Below are 17,538 nucleotides of genomic sequence, written 5' to 3'. Positions count from 1 at the left end.
ATCTCCACCTAGACCTCCACCCTTCTGAGCCTGAGCGCGTTGGTCACGACCGTCACCGACGAGAGCGCCATCGCCGCCGCCGCGAGCACGGGGTTCAGGAAGCCCTCCTCACCGAGGAACGGGTAGAGGACCCCGGCCGCGACGGGGATGAGCAGCACGTTGTACGCGAACGCCCAGAACAGGTTCTGCCGGATGTTCCGTATGGTGGCCCGCGAGAGCTTTATCGCCCGCGCCACCCCGCGCACGTCGCCGGAGACGAGCGTGAGGTCGGCGGCCTCCATCGCCACGTCCGTCCCCGTCCCGATCGCGACCCCGACGTCCGCCCGCGCGAGCGCCGGGGCGTCGTTGATGCCGTCCCCGACCATCGCGACGACCTCGCCCCTGGCCTGGAGGCCGCGGATCTCGCCCTCCTTCTCCCCCGGCAACACCCCGGCGTGTACCCTCTCTATCCCGAGCTCCCGCGCTACCGCCCGCGCCGTCCGCTCGTTATCCCCGGTCAGCATGACCACCCCGAGGCCCATGCCCTTCAAGGCGTCCACGGCCTTCCGGGCCTCCTCTCGTACCGTATCCGCGACCGCGACGAGGCCCACCGGTCTCCCGTCCACCGCCACGAGGACCGGCGTCTTGCCCTCCACCGACAACTCCTCGAACCGCGGGGCGAGCCCGTCCTCGGAGACGCCGTGCTCCTCCATGAGCGTCCGGTTCCCGACCAGAACGCTCCTGCCCCCCACCTCCGCCCGGACGCCGCGCCCGGTCGGGGCGTCGAAGCCCTCCGGCTCCTCGAGCGCCAGGCCCCTCTCCCCGGCGGCCCGTACGATCGCCTCGCCCAGGGGGTGCTCGCTCGCCTTCTCCGCGGAGGCCGCGAGCCGGAGAAGCTCCTCCTCCGCGAGCCCGTCCGCCGCGACGACGTCGGTGACGCGGGGCCTGCCGAGCGTGAGGGTCCCGGTCTTGTCGAGGACGACGGTGGTGAGGCGGTGCGCCCCCTCCAGCGCCTCCCCGCCCCTCACGAGGATGCCCCTCTCGGCGCCCTTGCCGGTCCCCACCATGATCGAGGTCGGCGTCGCGAGCCCCATCGCGCACGGGCAGGCGATTATGAGGACGGCGACGAAGTTCAACAGGGCGTGCGTGAACGCGGGCTCCGGGCCGAAGAAGAGCCACACGAGAAACGTGGCCGCCGCGAGCGCCATCACGACGGGGACGAAGACCCCGCTGATCCTGTCGGCGAGCCTCTGGATGGGCGCCTTGGAGCCCTGAGCCTCCTCCACGAGGCGCATAATCTGGGCGAGCGCGGTCTCCTCCCCCACCCCCGTCGCCCGCGCCTTGAAGGAGCCGGTCCCGTTGACCGTCGCCCCGATAACCTCGTCCCCGGCGTGCTTGACGACGGGCATCGACTCCCCCGAGATCGCGGCCTCGTTCACCGCCGACTCGCCGCCTAGCACGACCCCGTCTACCGGTACCTTCTCCCCCGGCCGCACGACGAAGACGTCCCCGACGACGACCTCCCCCACGGGCACGTCTACCTCGCCGCCGCCCCTGAGCACCCGCGCGGTCTTCGCCCGGAGACCGGCCAGCCTCTTTATGGCCTCGTTCGTCCGCCCCCTGGCCCGCGCCTCGAGGAGCCTCCCCAGCAGGATCAGGGCGATGATCAACGCCGAGGTGTCGAAGTACACGTCGGCCCGATCACCCGCCGCCCCCGCGAAGAGCCCCGGCAGGAGCACGACCGCCGCGCTGTACAGGTAAGCGGCGCTCGTCCCGACCGCGACGAGCGTGTTCATGTCGGCCGTCCCGTGCCTCAGGGCCCCCCAGGCCCCCCGGTAGAACCGCCACCCCGCCCAGAACTGGACCGGCGTCGCCAGCGCCAGCAGCCCGAGGTCGAGCAGACGCTCCGGCACGGGTGACATGAACCCGAGCATCATCGGCAGGCTCCCGAGCAGGATAAGCCCCGTCAGCACCGCCGCGACGAGAAAGCGAGCCCTCAGCTCCGCGTACCCCCGCTCGCGGGCGTCCGGACGCTCCTCTCCCCCGCTCTCCTCCGGCTCCTCGACCCCGTAGCCCGCGCCCTCGACGGCGCGCCGGAGCTCCCCGAAGGGCGCCTCCCCCGGTAGGTGCTCGACCGTCGCCCTCTCGGTCGCGAGGTTCACCTCCGCCCGCAGCACGCCGGGCACCTTCCCGAGGGTCTTCTCGACCCTGCGCACGCAAGCCGCGCACGTCATCCCCGTCACGCCCAGGGTCGTCTTCTCCAAGCCCGCCCCGTAGCCGGCCCCCTCCACGGCGGAGACCAGATCCCCGGTCCCCACCCCCGGCCCGTGCTCGACGGTGGCCTTCCCGGTCGCCAGGTTCACGCTCGCCCCCGAGACGCCCTCGACCCTCGACAACGCCTTCTCGACCCTGCGCACGCACGCAGCACACGTCATGCCGGTGACCGGAACGGCTACCCTCCTCAGTCCTCCCTCGCCCACCCGCGAACCTCCTGCAAGCCTTCTGATATCCCTAAACTACTATACCCCCCTACCCTATGTCAACACGCTCCGGTTGCGGGAACACGCCGTCCGGTCGTCGTCGCGCGGCTATACTCGTTCGCGTGCGACTAGACGTGCGAGCGGTGACCACTGGAGAGGAACTCGAGCGTTTCTCCCGCGTCCTGCTGGAGGTCGCCGGGTGGCTGGAGGCGGGGGGTCGTCCCATGTGGACGGCCGACGAGCTCGCCCCAGGGGCCCTGCTCGAGCGCTACGACCTGCGGGAGATGCGCCTCGGCGTGCTCGATGGGGAACCGGCGGCGGCGATGGTGGTTCAGGAGAGCGACGGGGTCTTCTGGCCGGGCGCGCCGGAGGGCGAGTCCCTGTTCGTCCACAAGCTGGCCGTGGCGAGGCGCCTGAAGGGGCGCGGGGCCGCCGCGGCGATGCTCGATTGGGCGAGGGCGAGGGCCCTGGAGCAGGGGAAGGCGTACCTGCGCCTGGACTGCGCCGCCGATCGTCCGAAGCTGCGCCGCTTCTACGAGGAGTACGGCTTCCGCGGCGTCGGACGGCGGATGGTGGGGCCGTGCGACACGGCCTTCTACGAGCTGCCGCTGCGCTGACCCGCGGTCTCGATCTCCTCCACGCCCCTCCCAGCCGCGTCCGCCTTGCCCGCCCGCTCCGCTCGCAAGCCCCGGTCTCGCTGCGGGTTGCAGATGCCGCGGCGAGGTTTCGAAAGAACGTGTGGGGACGTCCGGTGAAGCACACGCACGTGGCGGCGGTACTCACCGGTCGAGACCCCGAGAGGGCGCATCCGCTTTAGAGCTTGGGGGCTCTAGATCACCCCTCGCGAACGGATCGGCGTCCGAGCCGGGTTAGGAGGGGCGTGGGGGTTTCAGTCCCTCCTGGGGGCTCCGGTGCCTTGCCGGAGCGCCGCGTCCGCCCTGTCCACGGCGGATAGGAGGCCGAAGAACTCCAGGTTCGGGAGGGTGACGCGCTCGCCCTCGACGCTCACGACGGCCGTCTGCTCGCCCTCGGGGTAGAGCTGGATCCAGGCCCGCGCCCCCCGCTCCACGGCCGGGTAGACCTCGCTGCAGATCACCACGTCGGGGGCGAGGCTCTCCATCTTCCCCTCGATCTCCCCGGGCTCCGCCACGAAGACGTCCAGGTTCGGCCGCAGGTCGTGAACCGCGCTCGCTATGACCTCACGGTAGGAGCGCGGGGCGTTCGCCAGCAGGACTCGCGTCTTCCTCATGGGATAATTTTCGACGCGGCCGAGAGACCGCGCATCAACCATACGGCCCAACTTGCGTTACACCGGACGGCCCGGATCGTAGCCGATGGTCGTAGCCGTCAGTAGTTCCCATCTACCCGGCCGCCTCGCGCGGCGAAGACGAGGGTTCCGGGCCGCGAGCAACCGCTTCTCTGCCGGGTACCTTGCGGCATCCGGGGCCTCGACGCTCGGGGCCCGCGTGGCACCCGCACGGTTGCGCGCCCTCTAGTCGGGGCGGGCGGTCTCTTCGAGCAGGGCGGCGAAGCCCTCCCGGAAGGTCGGGTAGCGGAACTCGTAACCGGAGCGGAGGAGGCGTTCGTTGCTGCAGCGCTTGTTCGTCCGTCCGGGCCGGTCGCGCGCCCCGTTCCGGGGTGAGGCGAGGTTCTCGGGCGGGTCCCGGCGCAGATGGGCGGCGAGCCATTCGGCGACGGTCCGGCGGTCGGCGGGCTCGTGGTCCACGCCGAGGTAGACGGGCCCCGGGTCGGGGAGCAGGAGGAGGTGCCGGAGGGCGCCGGCGCAGTCGTCGCGGTGGATGCGGTTGGTGTACTGGGGCGGGCCGTCGTCCGGAGGAGGGTTGCGCAGAGCGCGTTCGATCATGCCGTTCCTGCCCGGCCCGTAGATGCCGCCGAGCCTCAGCACCACCCCCGGGGTGGTCCCGCCGAGCACCTGGCCCTCCCCTTCGAGCAGGCGCCGCCCGGAGACGCCCCCCGGCTCCGTCGGCGAGCCCTCGTCAACCCACTCTCCCTCCCTCTGGCCGTAGACGCCCGTGCTGGAGACGAGCACGAGGCGCCCTACGTCCCGTCCCCCGAGGGCCGAGAGGACGCGTCGGGGACCTTCCACGTAGGCGGTCCGGTAAGCCTCGTCGGATGACCCGCCCGGCGAGGCGGCGAAGACGACGGCGTCGAGGTCCCGGGGGAGGACGTCCGGCGGCAAGGTCTCCGAGAGGTCGGCGCGCACGGGGGTAATGCCGGCGGGAAGGGCGGCGGTGTTGCGGCGCAGGCCGAAGACCGTGTGGCCCTCCGCGGCGAGCAGGAGGCCGAGGGCGGAGCCCACGTAGCCGCAGCCGGAGATCAAAACGCGCACGGAGACGAGTCTACTACGGCCCGATGCCCCTTCGCCGCGCGTCGAACGTCCGGTCCCAAAACGCTTGGGGCCACAGCACGGGAGCAGAAGTCCCCGTTCTGGACTGCGTTCGCGCCGTTTCTAGAGCCGTCGCCCGCCGTGCCGTGCCGCGCGACGGCGGTATCGCTCGGCTTGGGGGACGGGAGCATCCGTGCGGTGGCCCGTCCCCGGCGCGGCACCCTATCCCGCAGGTTTTGGGGGTACGGCGCGGCGGTATTAATCCTTTGTGTTACCCGTGGTGCGGGACCGACGTTTCGCCGCGTCGCGGGGATGTTCTAGATCAAGATCGGAGAGGTGACATATGGCTGCGCAGGCCGAGGAGATCAAGAAGCTGAAAGAGCGGCTCGACGCGCACGAGGGTCCGGTGCTCTCGGTGTACCTGAGCGTGAACCCCCGATACAACACGAACCAGGGGCAGGCCTACAAGATCCGCCTCAAGGACGCCTTCAAGGGCATAGAAGACCTGCCGGAGGAGGTGGCGAGCCCCGTGCGCGAGGACGTCGAGGGCGGGACGCCGCCGCCCGGCGCGCGGACGCTCGTGTTCTTTGTCGCCGCGGACGGGCTCTTCGAGCGCTACGCCCTGCAGGTCGACCTCCCCGAGGTCGTCCGCTTCGGGGACCCTCACGTCGCCCCCCTCGTCCTCGCGGTCGACGAGCACGAGCCCTACGGCGTCGCGATCGTCGAGGCCGAGGAGTTCCGCTTCTTCGTCTCCACGCCGCCGGTCATCCCCGAGGAGGATCGGGGAGAGACGGTCGGGAGCGGGTTCTTCCGCGAGGTGGATCTCAAGCCCACGGGGATGTACCCCGTCAGCGGCGGCTCGAGCGACATGGACCCGGCCGGGCGCAAGCAGGACGCCAACCTGCACCGCTTCTACAAGCAGGCCGGCGAGGTCACGCAGAAGGTCGTGTTCGGGGACAACGTCCGGCGCCTCATAATCGCCGGGACCAAGGAGAGGACCTCGCCCTTCAGGGAAGCCCTCCCGCAGCAGGTGCAGGACAGGGTGGTGGCGGAGGAACACCTCGCTACCGGGGCCGCTTTGGGCGAGATCTTCGAGAGGATCGAGGGCGTCGTCGAGCACGTCGAGCGCGAGGAGGAGGCGGAGCTCCTGAACGCGGCCCGCGAGAACGGCGTGCGGGGCATCAAGGACACGGTGGAGGCCCTCCAGGAGGGTCGCGTCTATCAGATTCTCGCCCTGTGGGGCCTGGACGCCGAGATCCGCTGGTGCGACCACGACGAGCTGGCCATCACGGAGGTGGCGCGGGAGGAGTGCCCGTACTGCGGCCGCGAGACCCGCGTGCGCCCCCTGAACGACGTCCTGGTGGACCTCGCCGCCGCGCGCGACGCCCGCGTGGAGTACTTTGTCGCCCACAACGAGGTCGCCGCGACCCCCAACGAGGACATCGAGAAGGAGCGCGTCCCCGACGAGCCCGCCGACGTCCTCCGTCAGGAGTTCGAGGGTCTCGCCGGCCTGCTCAGGTACTAAACAGGCACCCGAAGGCTCCCGGAACCGCACCCCCCTGCCCCCCCGTCGGAGAACGTAGACGCCGATCCCCGACGGGGGATGGCCTTCAGGGTTTATGGAACGCTGCACACGATCCCCTCGCCGCTGCGCGTCCCCAACCGTCGGCCCGAGCGCGGGTGGTACCATCCGCTCATGGACGCGGAATACGCCGGCGGGAGGCGCGAGTGCGCCGATTACCTGGGGATGCTCGACGAGGAGACGATGGACCTCGCCTGGGGGCCCGACAGGAGCCCCGAAGACCGCAGACGCATAGTCGACGCGGCGTTGGTCTTCGGCCGCATGTTCGACGAGCGGATGCTCGAAGCGCCGCCGGCGAGCCTCGAAGAGAAGGACTTCCAGCGTTTCCTCATGGCCCTGATGAACGCCGTCATCGCGGAGTTCGCGCAGCGGGAGGGCATGAGCGAGGCCGACTCCGGCGCGTTTCTCGGCGAGATACGCAACCGGGATCACGTCCTGGAGTTCAACGAGGTCCTGGAGGCCTTCGCCCAGGACCCGGATACCCCCCTGAACGATCATCTCAGAGCCGCCGTCGAGGGCCGCCAGGACAAGGCGATCTGGTCCCGCCACTTCCGCAGCGGCTGAGGGTAGAAGAAAGGCCGCCCCGCATCGGGACGGCCCGTGAGGCTCTTAGACGCCGCCCTTCCCTGGAACCGGAGGCTCCTTGCGCGCCTCGACGCGCCGGTCCTCCCAGCGCTCGAGCGTCCGGCCGGGGAGGTAGACGATCCACATCCAAAGCACGAATGCGACAGCGAAGAAACCTAGTAAGGACGCAAACTGCCACAGCTCCGAGTACAAACCTGCCCCTTCCGACTGGAAACGATTCGTGACTTCTTAGGGGTATTTTACCCGAGGCTTGGGACACGCATGCAACGCTTTGTGACTTCTTTCCCCGCGTACCCTCCGGAGTTCGGAGCGCCGCTGCTGCCGGGCTCAGCCCTCGGAGCGGCGGAAGTGGCGCAAGAGCAGGTAGGCGGCGAGCCCGACGGCCGCCAGTATGAGGACCGCGTTCGAGTAGGAGCCGATCCAGTTCTGAACTACCGACCAGTTGGCGCCGAGCATCACGCCGGCCCCGATGAGCAAGGCGTTCCAGACCGCGGAGCCCACGCCGGTGAGGACGACGAACCGGACGAGGGGCATCTTCGCCGTTCCGGCGGGGATCGAGACGATGCTCCGGGCGATCGGGACGACGCGGGCGAAGAGCACGAGGGCGTCGCCGTAGCGCCGGAACCAGCCCTCGGCCCGGTCGAGGCTCTCCTCGTCGACCCGCAGCCACGAGCCGTAGCGCAGGACGAGCCGGCGTCCCCCCCACCTTCCCAGGGAGTACAGGGCGACGGCCCCGAGCACGCTCCCCGCCGTGGCCGCGACGAGCGCCCCCCAGAGGTTCAGGTCCCCCCGCCCGACGAGGAACCCCGCGAGCGGCAGGACGACCTCGGACGGTATGGGCGGGAACAGGTTCTCGGCGATGAGCAGCAGCGCGAGCCCCAGGTACCCCAGCGCAGAGACGACGTCCAGAACCCACTGGGCCATGTTTTCTAGCAAGATCTTCTCCCGTGTCGGGTCCCCGCACGGGGGAGCCCGAAGCTTGCTCTCCGACTCTCTCGTATACCCAGGAAGCGGCCGAAAGTTTCGTGCCCCGCTCCGGACGGCGTCAGGCCTCGCCCCTCTCGCGCATCTCCCGCCGGCGCATGGGCATGGCGTCCACCAGAGCATAAAGCTCCTCGAGACCGACCGGCTCGTCGGAGCGGTGCTTTACCGTACCATCCTTGCCGACGAGCAGGGCGGTGAAGGCGCCGGGCTCGACCCCGAACCGCTCGCGCACCGCCGCCACCTCTGCGGGCGGGACCGGTGCCCCGTCGAAGTTCCCCGTCCCGTCCCCGAAGAGGTCGCCGCGCCGGAGGTCGCGCTCCGCGAAGCCGTCGCCGCTCCCCTCCAGCAGGAGATCCTGGCGAGCAAGGTCCCCGTCCCGGCGTGAGGCGGCGAAGGTCAGGAAGAGCCGGTGCTCGCCCCTGTGGGCGTCGAGGTCCACGCGCTCTCCTCCTCTCGCGGGTCGCGGGGCTTCGTGCGCGGCGCGAACGCCGCCCGCCACAGCGCCGGGAGGAGTATCCCCGGCCTCAGGAGGGCGGAGGGCGGCGCGAGGAGGTTCTTCGTCTCCAGCAGCGCCCTGGCGACGTCCTCCCTCTCGACCGCGAGGCCCATGACCTCCTCCGAGACGCGGTGGAGGACCCTGCGGGCGGGGCCGAGTTCCTCCGGGGTCGCCGAGGCCCACTGCCTGTCGCTGTTCGCGGTGAGGGTCCAGCACGGCGCGACGGCCCGTAGCTGGCGCTTGTGGAAGCGACGCCCGAAGCCGTGCGAGACGGGGCCGCGACGCCGCGACTCCCGCAGGCACGCGTCGAGGGCTTCGGCGGAGAGGGCGGCGGCGGTCATCCCGCTCCCGTAGGAGGGGTTCAAGACACAGGCGGCGTCGCCGAGCACGAGGAAGTTCTCGGGGAGACGCGCGCGGTCGTAGCGGCGGCGGCGGTTGGCGGTGCGGCGGTAGCCGTAGACGGGCGAGACGGGCTCGGCGTCCTTTATGGCCTCGTAGATGGCGGGGCTGTGCAGGGAGCGCGCGAACTCGACGAACTCGTCCTCGTCCGTCGGGGGGTAGTCGCCGCCGATCCCGACGAGCACGACCGTCCACAAGCCGCCCTCCACCCGGCGCATCGTGCCGCCCTCGGGCTGTGGGGCCAGCCGGGCAGGATCGAGGCGCCCTTCCAGCCCCCGAGAACCCTTCCGGCACCCTGTACCACCGGGTCGCGTAGCCGAGCCTGGCGTCGACGACCTCCTCCTCGGGCGCCCCGTACCCCAGCTCCTCCAGCCAGCGCGGCGCCCGCGAGCCCTGCCCGCTCGCGTCGAGGACGAGATCCGCCCCCAGAACCTCCGTCGCGCCGCCGACCGAGCCGTTCCGGGCCCGCGTCCTCACCCCTGTGACGGCCCCGTCGCCGCCCGTCGCCAGCCCGACGACCTCCCGGCCCGAGAGGAAGCGGACCGAAGGCTCGGCCTCGACGCGGCGGCGGACGCGCGCCTCCAGCTCGTACCGGCTCGCGGCGCGCATCGTTATGCCGGAGCGGAAGCGGGGCAGGCGCCCGGCCGGCAGGTCGGTGACGGCGTCCGCCGCCTGATCCAGCTTCGGGCACCCGGCCGCGGCGAGCTCGGCGTCGAGGCCGGGGAAGTAGCGCTCCAGGATCTCCCCGCCCCGGGTGGCGAGGCTGTGGAGGTGCCTCCCCTGCGGCACCCCCTTGCGGCGAGCCCCGTCCGAACCGCGAGGGGCGAGGGCGTCGCGGTCGAGGACCGTCACGCGCCCGAAGTGCCGGGCCAGGACGCGGGCCGCGAGCAGCCCCCCCATCCCGCGCCCACGACGACGGCGTGGCGTCCCCCCGGACCGTCCGCGCTCGTTATGTCCGGCCCTCTTGCACCAGGAGATTGTAGGCCGGACGACCGCCGGCCGTAGCGAAGAGGCGCACAAGGTGGTGGAAAGGCTCACGAAACAAGGCCGGACACTCCCCTATACTGCCCCGACGTAGCTTGTCGGATTTCGTATCTGCCCGGGAGGGGCGTCCCCCGAAGACCGGGGAGATTGGGGGTTGGTGTTGAAGAAGCCGGGATCCCGCCTCGGCCAGGACTTGTACCGCCGGGCGCTCTTTCTGGGGTCCATGATCCTGCACCCGAGAAGGGTCGGCGCGGTCTGGCCGACGGGGCGGCGGGCGGTCGCGGACCTCCTGGACATGGAGGACCTCTCGCGGGCGGACGTCGTCGTCGAGTTCGGCACGGGCATCGGGGTGTACACGGAGGAGATCCTGAGGCGCCTCGGCCCGGACGGCGTCTTTCTCGCCTTCGAGGTCGATGAGCGCCTGGCCCACGCCGTCGCCGCGCGCCTCCCCGACCCTCGCCTCACCGTGATCAACGACTCCGCCGAGAACGTCGAGCGCTACCTCTCCGGGCGCAAGGCCGACGCGGTGGTGAGCAGCCTGCCCTTCACGACGCTGCCCGCGAGCTTGAAGGAGGAGATCCTCGTCGCCGCCCGCGACGCGCTGAGGCCCGGGGGCTCGATGCTCGTCCTCCAGTACTCCAAGAACATCCTGCCCGATCTGGAGCGCCTCTTCGGCGGGATCCGGCGCCGCTTCTCGCCCCTCAACGTCCCCCCGCCTTCCTCTTCGCCTGCGAGAAGACCGAAAGCTCCTCAGGAGGAGGGGCATGACGCGCAGAAGCTGGGCCGTCGCCCGGTCCTACTTCCTCCCCCCCTCGCGCTCGGCGCCCTGCTCCTCGTCCTCGGGCGCAGGAGGCTCGGCTGGGCGGGGCTCGTGGCCTCCCTGGGCGTCCTCGCCTTCTTCAGGGACCCGGAGCGCAGGCTCGTCCCCGAGCCCGGGGTCGCCTACGCCGCGGCGGACGGGTTCGTCAAGAGCGTGGAGCCCGTCGAGGAGGAGGCGCTGCCCGAGGGACGCGGCCTGAGCATAAGCACCTTCCTCTCGCTGCACAACGTCCACGTCAACCGCAGCCCCATCGCGGGCACGGTCTCCCGCTTCGAGGAGATCGAGGGCGGGTACGCCCCGGCGCTCTTCGAGAGCTCGGAGGGCAACCGGCGCAACCGGCTCGTCGTCGAGGGCGGGGACGGGACGTCGGCGGTCGTGATCCCCAAAGCCGGTTCGATAGCCCGCAGGATCTCCTCCTGGGTCGGGGTCGGGGACGAGGTCGAGGCGGGCGGGAGGATAGGATTGATCCACTTCGGCTCCCGCACGGACGTGATCCTGCCCGAGGGCTGGGAGCCTCTGGTCTCCCCGGGGGAGAGGGTCCTGGCCGGGCTCACCCCGATCGCGCGCCGCGCGACCCCGCCCGCCGGGGGGACCGGGCGTTGAGCAACCTCCTGCCTTCGATCCTGACGCTCGGCAACCTGACGGCCGGCTTCGTCGCGCTCTCGCTAGCCACAGGGGGGCTCTTCGTGGAGGCCGCCGTCCTCGTCGCGCTCGCGGCCGGCCTGGACCTCGCGGACGGCGCGCTCGCCCGCTTCTGCTCGGTCGAGGGGGAGTTCGGCGCCAACCTCGACTCGCTGGCGGACGTGGTCTCCTTCGGCGCCGCCCCCGCCCTCGCCCTGTACCTGAGCACGCTGCAGGAGGGCATGCCCTACGTCGGCCTCGCGGTCTCGGCGGGCTTTCTGGCCTGCGGAGCGGCCCGGCTGGCCAGGTTCCCGCTCGTCAAGAGGGAGGACTGCTACCTCGGCCTCCCCATCCCGCCCGCCGGGCTCGCCCTCGCCCTGCTCGCCGCCGCCGGGCCCCCGCCGGTCCTGGCGCTGGCGGCCTCGCTCGCCCTCGGGGCCCTGATGGTCAGCAGGGTCCCGTTCCCCTCCCTCGCGGCGCTCAAGGCTTTCAGAAGAGCCGTGGGCAGAGACCGCGTCCCGAAGGCGAAAGAGCCGCTTCGGGACGCGGGTGGGTCCCGCTAGCCCCCGTTCCGGGAGTCTCGCCAGGCTATAAGCTCCTGCAGCGGGGAGAGGTCGTAGTCGGGGCCGCCGACGCCGTAGATCAGGTGGGTGATGCCGTTCTCCACGTACTCGTCCGCGTGCTTGATCTTGTCCGGCTGTATCAGCACGGAGCGCTCGATCTCGGCCCTGTCGCGCCCGACCTTGTCGCACCAGTCGTCGAGGATGCGGCTCTTGCGGCCGGCCGCCTCGGGGTCGCCGAAGCCGTTCCAGATGTGGGCGTGCTCGGCGACGATCCGCAGGGTCACCTTCTCGCCCCCGCCGCCGATCAGCACGGGGATGTCGCGCGTCGGGGGCGGGTTGAGGCGCTTCATGCGCTCCTCTATCACCGGCATCGAACGGTCGAGCTCCTTGAGGCGTCCCGGCGCCGTCCCGAACTCGTAGCCGTACTCGTCGTAGTCCTTCTGGAACCAGCCGCTCCCCATCCCGAGGATGAGCCTCCCGCCCGAGATGTGGTCCACCGTCCTCGCCATGTCCGCGAGGAGGTTGGGGTTCCGGTAGGAGTTGCAAGTCACCAGCGCCCCGAACTCCACCCGCTCGGTGGCCTCGGCCATCGACGCAAGCATGGTCCAACACTCGAAATGCTTGCCCTCGGGCTCCCCATAGAGCGGATAGAAGTGGTCCCAGGTGAAGAGCGTGTCCGCCCCCATCTCCTCGACCCTGAGCCACGTGTCTCGCATCGGGCCGTACTCCGTGTGCTGCGGCTGAATCTGCGCGCCTACCCTAACGGACAAAGGTCCTCCTCTCCCGGAAGCTGCCAACCCAGGGGATTATGGGCCCGCGACACCTATCGGTCTACCCGAATCACCACTTGTTGTACGGCTTTAAACGCGCCTGCAACACTACACCTTGAGAACCTCGCGGCATCGTCGCGCGCCCTACACCTTTCGGCCCATTCTCGCGGGGCAGCGTCCGCGCCGGCTTTCGACGGTGGTCTCCGGGCGTTAAGATGCCGTCTACGGAGACGACCGGCGAGGTGGGTGCCAAAGGGTCGTGGACGCGGGCATGGGGTCCGCGCTCCGGAAAGGGGCAGAGAGATGTCGGAGAGCGTAACGGACGAGAAGATCAGGCGTCCAAGGTACTGGACGTTGGTCAGAGAAGGCTTCTGTCACGCGGAGGCATGCACCGTCGACGCCGACGGCCTCGGGGAGGCGCTGGTGGTCTTCGGTTTCGAGGAGGAGGCGGAGCTGTTCCTCGGCCTCGAGGAGTTGGGCCCGGACTGGCAGGTCCGCGAGACCACGGCCGGAGAGCTCGTCTCGTTGCTCTACGGGCCGTACGCCAACATCAGCCGGGTCGTGATCGACCCCCTCCCCCGCCGGATCGCCGAGGGCACGGGGATGCCGCCCCTGGGCGTGAGCAGCGACGACTTCGCCAGCACCATGGTCGACGCGGGGAAGGTCGCGGCGGGCGCGATGCCGGCCCTGGCTACCCTCCGCCCGTAGGACCCCTTCCGGCACCAGCCCCGGACCACGCGAGCCCCTGGCGCCGGTATAATCCTGCCCTCGTGACGGGCGGGGACACGGGGAGGGGTGAGCGGTTGAGCGACGGGGGCTCCTTGAAGGCGCTGGCCTTCGACGTCTTCGGCACGGTAGTGGATTGGCGGGGTCCGTGATCCGCGAGGGCGAAGCCCTCGGCCGCGAGAAGGGCCTACGCGGCGTGGACTGGCCCGCCTTCGCCGACGCGTGGCGGGGAGGTACGCCCCTCCATGGACCGCGTCCGGCGCGGCGAGACGCCCTGGCAGAGCCTCGACCGGCTCCACCGGGCCTCCCTCGAAGAGCTTCTGGGGAGTTCGGCATCGAGGGCCTGACGGAGGAGGACAGGGACCACCTCAACAGAGCGTGGCACCGCCTCGCCCCTGGCCGGACTCCGTCGAGGGCTTGACGCGCCTCAAGAAGGTCTACACGGTCACCACCCTCTCGAACGGCAACGTGGCCCTCCTCAAAGACATGGCAAAGAACGCGGGGCTCCCCTGGGACCTCGTCCTCTCCGCCGAGCTCGTCCGCCACTACAAGCCCGACCCCGAGGCCTACCTCATGGTGCCGGACCTCCTCGGCCTGAGCCCGAAGAGGTGATGCTCGTCGCCGCCCACCCCTCCGACCTCCGCGCCGCACGCACCCACGGCCTGCGCACCGCCTACGTGCTGCGCCAGATGGAGTGGGGCCCCGACCGGGAACCGGAACCCCCCGACCCCTCCTTCGACGTCAACGCCGAAGACTTTCTGGACCTCGCGGAGAAGCTCGGCGCTTAAACAGCGGGGGAAAGCCAGGCTGCTCGTCTACCTCGCGGCTCCGCGTTCGACCCGATGCCGCGCGTACCGTCGGAGTTCGTCGCCGAGAGCGAAGAGGCGCCTTCTTCTGCGGAGCTTCGATCCCGACGGGCTCAGCGGCTGACGAGGTGCGCCAGGATCAGGCGAAAGATCTTGCCGTACCTCGGCTTCCTCTGCGCGACGGCGAGCGCCGCCAGCGCCGCTCCCGCCCCCAGCAGGAGCAGCCCGGGCACGAGGAAGGGTGCCTCGAAGCCGAAGCGGGCCGCCAGGAGCCCGCCACCTAAGGGTCCGATGCCGAGCGCGGCCGAGGTGACGGAGGCGGAGAGCCCGAAGGCGGCCCCCTGGCGCGCGGACGGGACGGAGGAGCGCACCGCGAGGTTCACGACCGGGATCACGATGCCGAGAAAGAAGCTCGACAGGATCCTCAACACCCATAGCTCCGCGACGCTCCCGACCCCGGCCTGCGGCAGAAAAGCCAGCCCGGCGAGCACCAGCGCGACGATCACCACCCGCCGCGCCCCGAAGCGGGCCGCCAGCCTCCCCCCGACGAGGGAGCCCAGGGCCGCCGCGAGCGCCGCGACCCCGATAATCTGGCCGGCCAGCCCCGCCACCCGCGCCGTCTCCCCGACGAGCGAGGCCAGAAAGCCGGGGACCGCGGGCACGACGCCCGTGATCGCCAGGTGTGTCACGAAGAGCGCCGCGAGCACCGGCGCGAGCCGCCTCTTGAGGTGGAGGGGCTCATCCCCGTCCTCCTCGTCCGAGGCCTCCCGGACGGGCTTCGCCTCGCCTACCCCGAAGAGGACCATCAGCCCGGAGCCCGCGAGCAGCGCCGCCGTCACCCCGAACGACGCCCGAATGCCGACGAGGTCCGCGAACAACCCGCCCGCGAACGGCCCCAGCGCGGCGGCCAGAAAGATGACCATCTGCAACGTCCCGAGCCGCTGGCCCTCCCTCCCTCGGGCGCCGTCGCCGAGACGAGCACAGTCGCGGCGGCGACCGTCCCGTGAGCGTGCCCTGCAGGAGCCTGAGGAGGAGCAGCTGCCAGGGCGCCGTCACGAGCCCCATGAGCCCACCACGACGGCCCCGGCCAGCGTCGCCCTGAGGAGCATGGGCTTGTGCCCGAACTTGTCCGCCAGCCGCCCCAGAGCGGGGCCGCCGTCGCCATCGTCACGGCCGTCGCCGTGTTCAGGAGGCCCGCCCACGCCGCGGCGCGACCCGCATCCTCCACCCCGAGCCCTTGCACGTACAGCGGCATGAAGGGCATGACGAACATGAAACCGGCCGTCGCCGCAAGCTGCGAGACGAGCAGCACGAAAAAAGACAACCGTCCGGTCGTCTTCCGTCCCGCGCCCACCGTTTTCTTCGGACCAAACACTTTGTTACTTTATTGTAGCAAACTCTCCGTCGGGTGCCACGACCGGTGGTTGCCGCTCCCCGTCTACAGGAGCGCCCACCCGGCGGTGGCGGCGCCCAGAGTTCCGGTGAGGATCACGACGCCCAGGGTCACGACGCGGAAGGTCTTGTCGGAGACCTCGTTGAGGAGCGCGGTGCCCAGGACCTTGCCAAGAAAGGCGGCGGGGACGAGCGCGAGGGCGAGCGGTAGCCGGGCCCAGTCGAGCAGGCCGCGGTTCGCGAGGGCGGCGAGGCCCACGACGCTCATCGCCAGAAAGTAGAGGGCGCTGGAGCCCCGAAAGGCGTGCTTGGGGAGGTGGCGCGCGGCGAAGAGGAGGACTATCGGCGGGCCGGCGAGGCCCGTGGAGGTCGACAGCATACCGCTCGTCGAGCCCGCGATCACCGTGCCCAACCATCCCTCCGCCCTCGGTATCCTCACCTCGCGCAGGAGCAGCAACGCCGAGAAGACCACGATCATCCCGACGCCGAGCCGGATGTAGAGCGGGTCCGCGTAGTACAGCACCTCCGCCCCGACAAAGACCCCGACGGCCGCCGGTGGGAGCAGCGCGAGCACCAGTTTACGGTCGGCATCGTGCCAAGAGTCCCATACCACCGCGACGTTGATAAACACCGAGAGCACGAAGACGAGCACCACCACCGTCGCGGGCTCGTAGACGAACAAGAGGAGTGGAACCGCGATCAGGGCGAGCCCGAACCCCGTCAGCCCGGAGACGCTCCCGGCCAGGAGCGCCACGAGCAAGGCCACGATCAGGGCACCACTCAGCACGCAGATCTCCCAAGACGAGAGACGCCCCCCGCGCCGGCTCCGAAGACCGGGGAGGGGGCGTCCATGTGGAGGTCTGCCGTCTGCGGGGCGCTAGCGGAGGACGCCGGCGTAGAGCCTCTCCCAGGCCTCCATCTCCGGCGTGAAGTAGCGCACGCGCGTCTTCTTGTACTCGCGGGTGGAGTAGAGCGAGAGCCGCTCGGTGAGGCCCGTCTCCTCGCCCATGGCGTCCAGGACCGCCTCGCACTCCTCCTCGCTGCGCCCGTGGACCATGCTGAACAGGGCGTAGGGCCAGTCCTCGTAGACCGGGCGCTGGTAGCAGTGGGAGACCGCCTGGTACTGGGCGAAGGCCTGCCCGACCTCCTCGACCCGGTCCTCCGGCACCTTCCACACGCCCATCGCGTTCGCCCGGAAGCCGGCCTTGCGGTGGTAGAGGACCGCCGAGAAGCGGCGCATGATCTTGCGCCGCTGCAAGTCGTAGGCCCGCTCGAGAAGATCCTCGTACCCCAGGCCCACCTGCCGGCCCCAGAGGTCGAACGGCCGGGGCGTGAGCGGGATGTCCTCCTGCAACGCCTGGATCGCCGCCTTGTCCTCGTCGGAGACGTTGCGGTCGGCGCCCGCGCGGTCGGACTCGCCGTACTGCGGGGCCTCCTTTTTGGCGGTCGCGCCCGCGTTCATGTCCAGCGTCACCCCGATCTTGAACAGCTTCAAGGTCGGCAGGATGCGCGTCTTCTCGGCGCCGCTGATCTTGTGCAGCACGTCCACCGTCCCCTCGAGGCCCAGGCGGGAGTCGGGCGGGACGGCGACGGTGTACCAGAGGTTGAACGGGTTGTTGCGCTCGTAGTTGTGGGAGACGCCGGGGTGCGAGTTTATCGCCTTGGCGGCGGAGTTGAGCTTCTCGGCGGGGATGCTGGCGGCGACGAGGGTCGACTGGTAACCCAGCACGCGCGTATCGAAGATAGCGCTGATCTGACGGATCACGCGCCCCCTCTTGAGGGCCTCTATGCGCCGTATCACCTCGTCCCCGGCCAGACCCAAGGGGCGCCCCAGCGCCGCGAACGGCTCCCGCTCCAGAGGAAACTCGCGCTGGATAAGGTTGAGCAGATCCTTGTCTACGGAGTCCATCATGCGTGTGCTGGGAGTTGTGCTGACCAAAATAAACGGCCCTTCTCGACGCTTTGACACTGCTTGTTAGCGCATCATAACAGCCAGGATCAGAA

Annotated in this window: 17 protein-coding genes and 1 pseudogene; 7 read left to right on the top strand and 11 right to left on the bottom strand. The window is 70.5% G+C overall.

The window, feature by feature from the left end; all coding sequences use genetic code 11:
- Positions 1-8 precede the first annotated feature (8 nt).
- Positions 9-2,459, bottom strand: coding sequence for a heavy metal translocating P-type ATPase (locus GBA65_RS01395; protein WP_228281592.1), 2,451 nt, complete (start codon positions 2,457-2,459; stop codon positions 9-11).
- Between the two features lie 143 nt (positions 2,460-2,602).
- On the opposite strand from GBA65_RS01395, the gene GBA65_RS01390 reads away from it, so the two are divergent.
- Complete coding sequence (locus GBA65_RS01390) at positions 2,603-3,076, top strand: GNAT family N-acetyltransferase (RefSeq protein ID WP_166395054.1); 474 nt, start codon at positions 2,603-2,605, stop codon at positions 3,074-3,076.
- Between the two features lie 272 nt (positions 3,077-3,348).
- Here the strand turns inward: GBA65_RS01390 and GBA65_RS01385 are convergent, their stop codons facing one another.
- Entirely contained in the window at positions 3,349-3,708 is a 360-nt protein-coding gene (locus GBA65_RS01385) for a hypothetical protein (protein ID WP_166395053.1), read from the bottom strand.
- A gap of 243 nt (positions 3,709-3,951) precedes the next feature.
- On the bottom strand, positions 3,952-4,809 hold the full coding sequence (locus GBA65_RS01380) for an SDR family oxidoreductase (RefSeq protein WP_166395052.1): 858 nt from the start codon (positions 4,807-4,809) through the stop codon (positions 3,952-3,954).
- 340 nt (positions 4,810-5,149) lie between these two features.
- On the opposite strand from GBA65_RS01380, the gene GBA65_RS01375 reads away from it, so the two are divergent.
- Both GBA65_RS01375 and GBA65_RS01370 read left to right on the top strand, forming a co-directional pair.
- On the top strand, positions 5,150-6,331 hold the full coding sequence (locus GBA65_RS01375) for a baeRF10 domain-containing protein (protein ID WP_166395051.1): 1,182 nt from the start codon (positions 5,150-5,152) through the stop codon (positions 6,329-6,331).
- Positions 6,332-6,409: 78 nt separating this feature from the next.
- Positions 6,410-6,952, top strand: coding sequence for a hypothetical protein (locus tag GBA65_RS01370; protein ID WP_166395050.1), 543 nt, complete (start codon positions 6,410-6,412; stop codon positions 6,950-6,952).
- A gap of 348 nt (positions 6,953-7,300) precedes the next feature.
- Here GBA65_RS01370 and GBA65_RS01365 read toward each other — a convergent pair whose 3' ends face one another.
- From GBA65_RS01365 to GBA65_RS01355, 3 genes are all read right to left on the bottom strand, one after another.
- The gene (locus GBA65_RS01365) at positions 7,301-7,909 is read right to left on the bottom strand and encodes a DedA family protein (RefSeq protein WP_228281590.1); all 609 of its coding nucleotides are present in this window, start codon (positions 7,907-7,909) and stop codon (positions 7,301-7,303) included.
- A 109-nt stretch (positions 7,910-8,018) separates the two neighbouring features.
- On the bottom strand, positions 8,019-8,396 hold the full coding sequence (locus GBA65_RS01360) for a DUF4174 domain-containing protein (RefSeq protein ID WP_166395049.1): 378 nt from the start codon (positions 8,394-8,396) through the stop codon (positions 8,019-8,021).
- Positions 8,354-9,070, bottom strand: a complete 717-nt coding sequence (locus GBA65_RS01355) for an NAD(P)/FAD-dependent oxidoreductase (protein WP_166395048.1) — start codon at positions 9,068-9,070, stop codon at positions 8,354-8,356. The genes GBA65_RS01360 and GBA65_RS01355 overlap by 43 nt, the downstream gene beginning before the upstream one ends.
- Before the next feature lie 923 nt (positions 9,071-9,993).
- Between GBA65_RS01355 and GBA65_RS01350 the strand changes: the two genes are divergently transcribed.
- Positions 9,994-11,259: a phosphatidylserine decarboxylase gene (locus tag GBA65_RS01350; protein WP_228282034.1), complete on the top strand. Its 1,266-nt coding sequence runs from the start codon at positions 9,994-9,996 to the stop codon at positions 11,257-11,259.
- Entirely contained in the window at positions 11,256-11,840 is a 585-nt protein-coding gene (pssA, locus tag GBA65_RS01345) for a CDP-diacylglycerol--serine O-phosphatidyltransferase (protein WP_166395046.1), read from the top strand. Before GBA65_RS01350 ends, pssA begins: the two co-directional genes overlap by 4 nt.
- Here pssA and GBA65_RS01340 read toward each other — a convergent pair.
- Positions 11,837-12,556, bottom strand: coding sequence for an LLM class F420-dependent oxidoreductase (locus GBA65_RS01340; RefSeq protein WP_407691128.1), 720 nt, complete (start codon positions 12,554-12,556; stop codon positions 11,837-11,839). The genes pssA and GBA65_RS01340 overlap by 4 nt on opposite strands.
- A gap of 357 nt (positions 12,557-12,913) precedes the next feature.
- Here GBA65_RS01340 and GBA65_RS01335 point away from each other — a divergent pair, with 357 nt between their 5' ends.
- Positions 12,914-13,318, top strand: a complete 405-nt coding sequence (locus GBA65_RS01335) for a hypothetical protein (RefSeq protein WP_166395044.1) — start codon at positions 12,914-12,916, stop codon at positions 13,316-13,318.
- 113 nt (positions 13,319-13,431) lie between these two features.
- Positions 13,432-14,124, top strand: a pseudogene (locus GBA65_RS25955) (haloacid dehalogenase type II).
- Positions 14,125-14,255: 131 nt separating this feature from the next.
- Here the strand turns inward: GBA65_RS25955 and GBA65_RS01325 are convergent.
- The 4 genes from GBA65_RS01325 to ahbA all read right to left on the bottom strand — a co-directional run bounded on the left by GBA65_RS01325 (position 14,256) and on the right by ahbA (position 17,473).
- The gene (locus GBA65_RS01325; protein ID WP_166395043.1) at positions 14,256-15,065 is read right to left on the bottom strand and encodes an MFS transporter; all 810 of its coding nucleotides are present in this window, start codon (positions 15,063-15,065) and stop codon (positions 14,256-14,258) included.
- A gap of 129 nt (positions 15,066-15,194) precedes the next feature.
- Positions 15,195-15,344, bottom strand: coding sequence for a multidrug efflux MFS transporter (locus GBA65_RS01320; RefSeq protein ID WP_166395042.1), 150 nt, complete (start codon positions 15,342-15,344; stop codon positions 15,195-15,197).
- A 236-nt stretch (positions 15,345-15,580) separates the two neighbouring features.
- The gene (locus tag GBA65_RS01315; protein WP_166395041.1) at positions 15,581-16,321 is read right to left on the bottom strand and encodes a sulfite exporter TauE/SafE family protein; all 741 of its coding nucleotides are present in this window, start codon (positions 16,319-16,321) and stop codon (positions 15,581-15,583) included.
- A gap of 90 nt (positions 16,322-16,411) precedes the next feature.
- Complete coding sequence (ahbA, locus tag GBA65_RS01310; RefSeq protein ID WP_228281588.1) at positions 16,412-17,473, bottom strand: siroheme decarboxylase subunit alpha; 1,062 nt, start codon at positions 17,471-17,473, stop codon at positions 16,412-16,414.
- Positions 17,474-17,538 lie beyond the last annotated feature (65 nt).

Source organism: Rubrobacter marinus (assembly GCF_011492965.1).
Taxonomy (GTDB): domain Bacteria; phylum Actinomycetota; class Rubrobacteria; order Rubrobacterales; family Rubrobacteraceae; genus Rubrobacter_F; species Rubrobacter_F marinus.
Note: the sequence above shows the minus strand (reverse complement) of the source record. Positions and strands in the feature narration are given on the sequence as shown.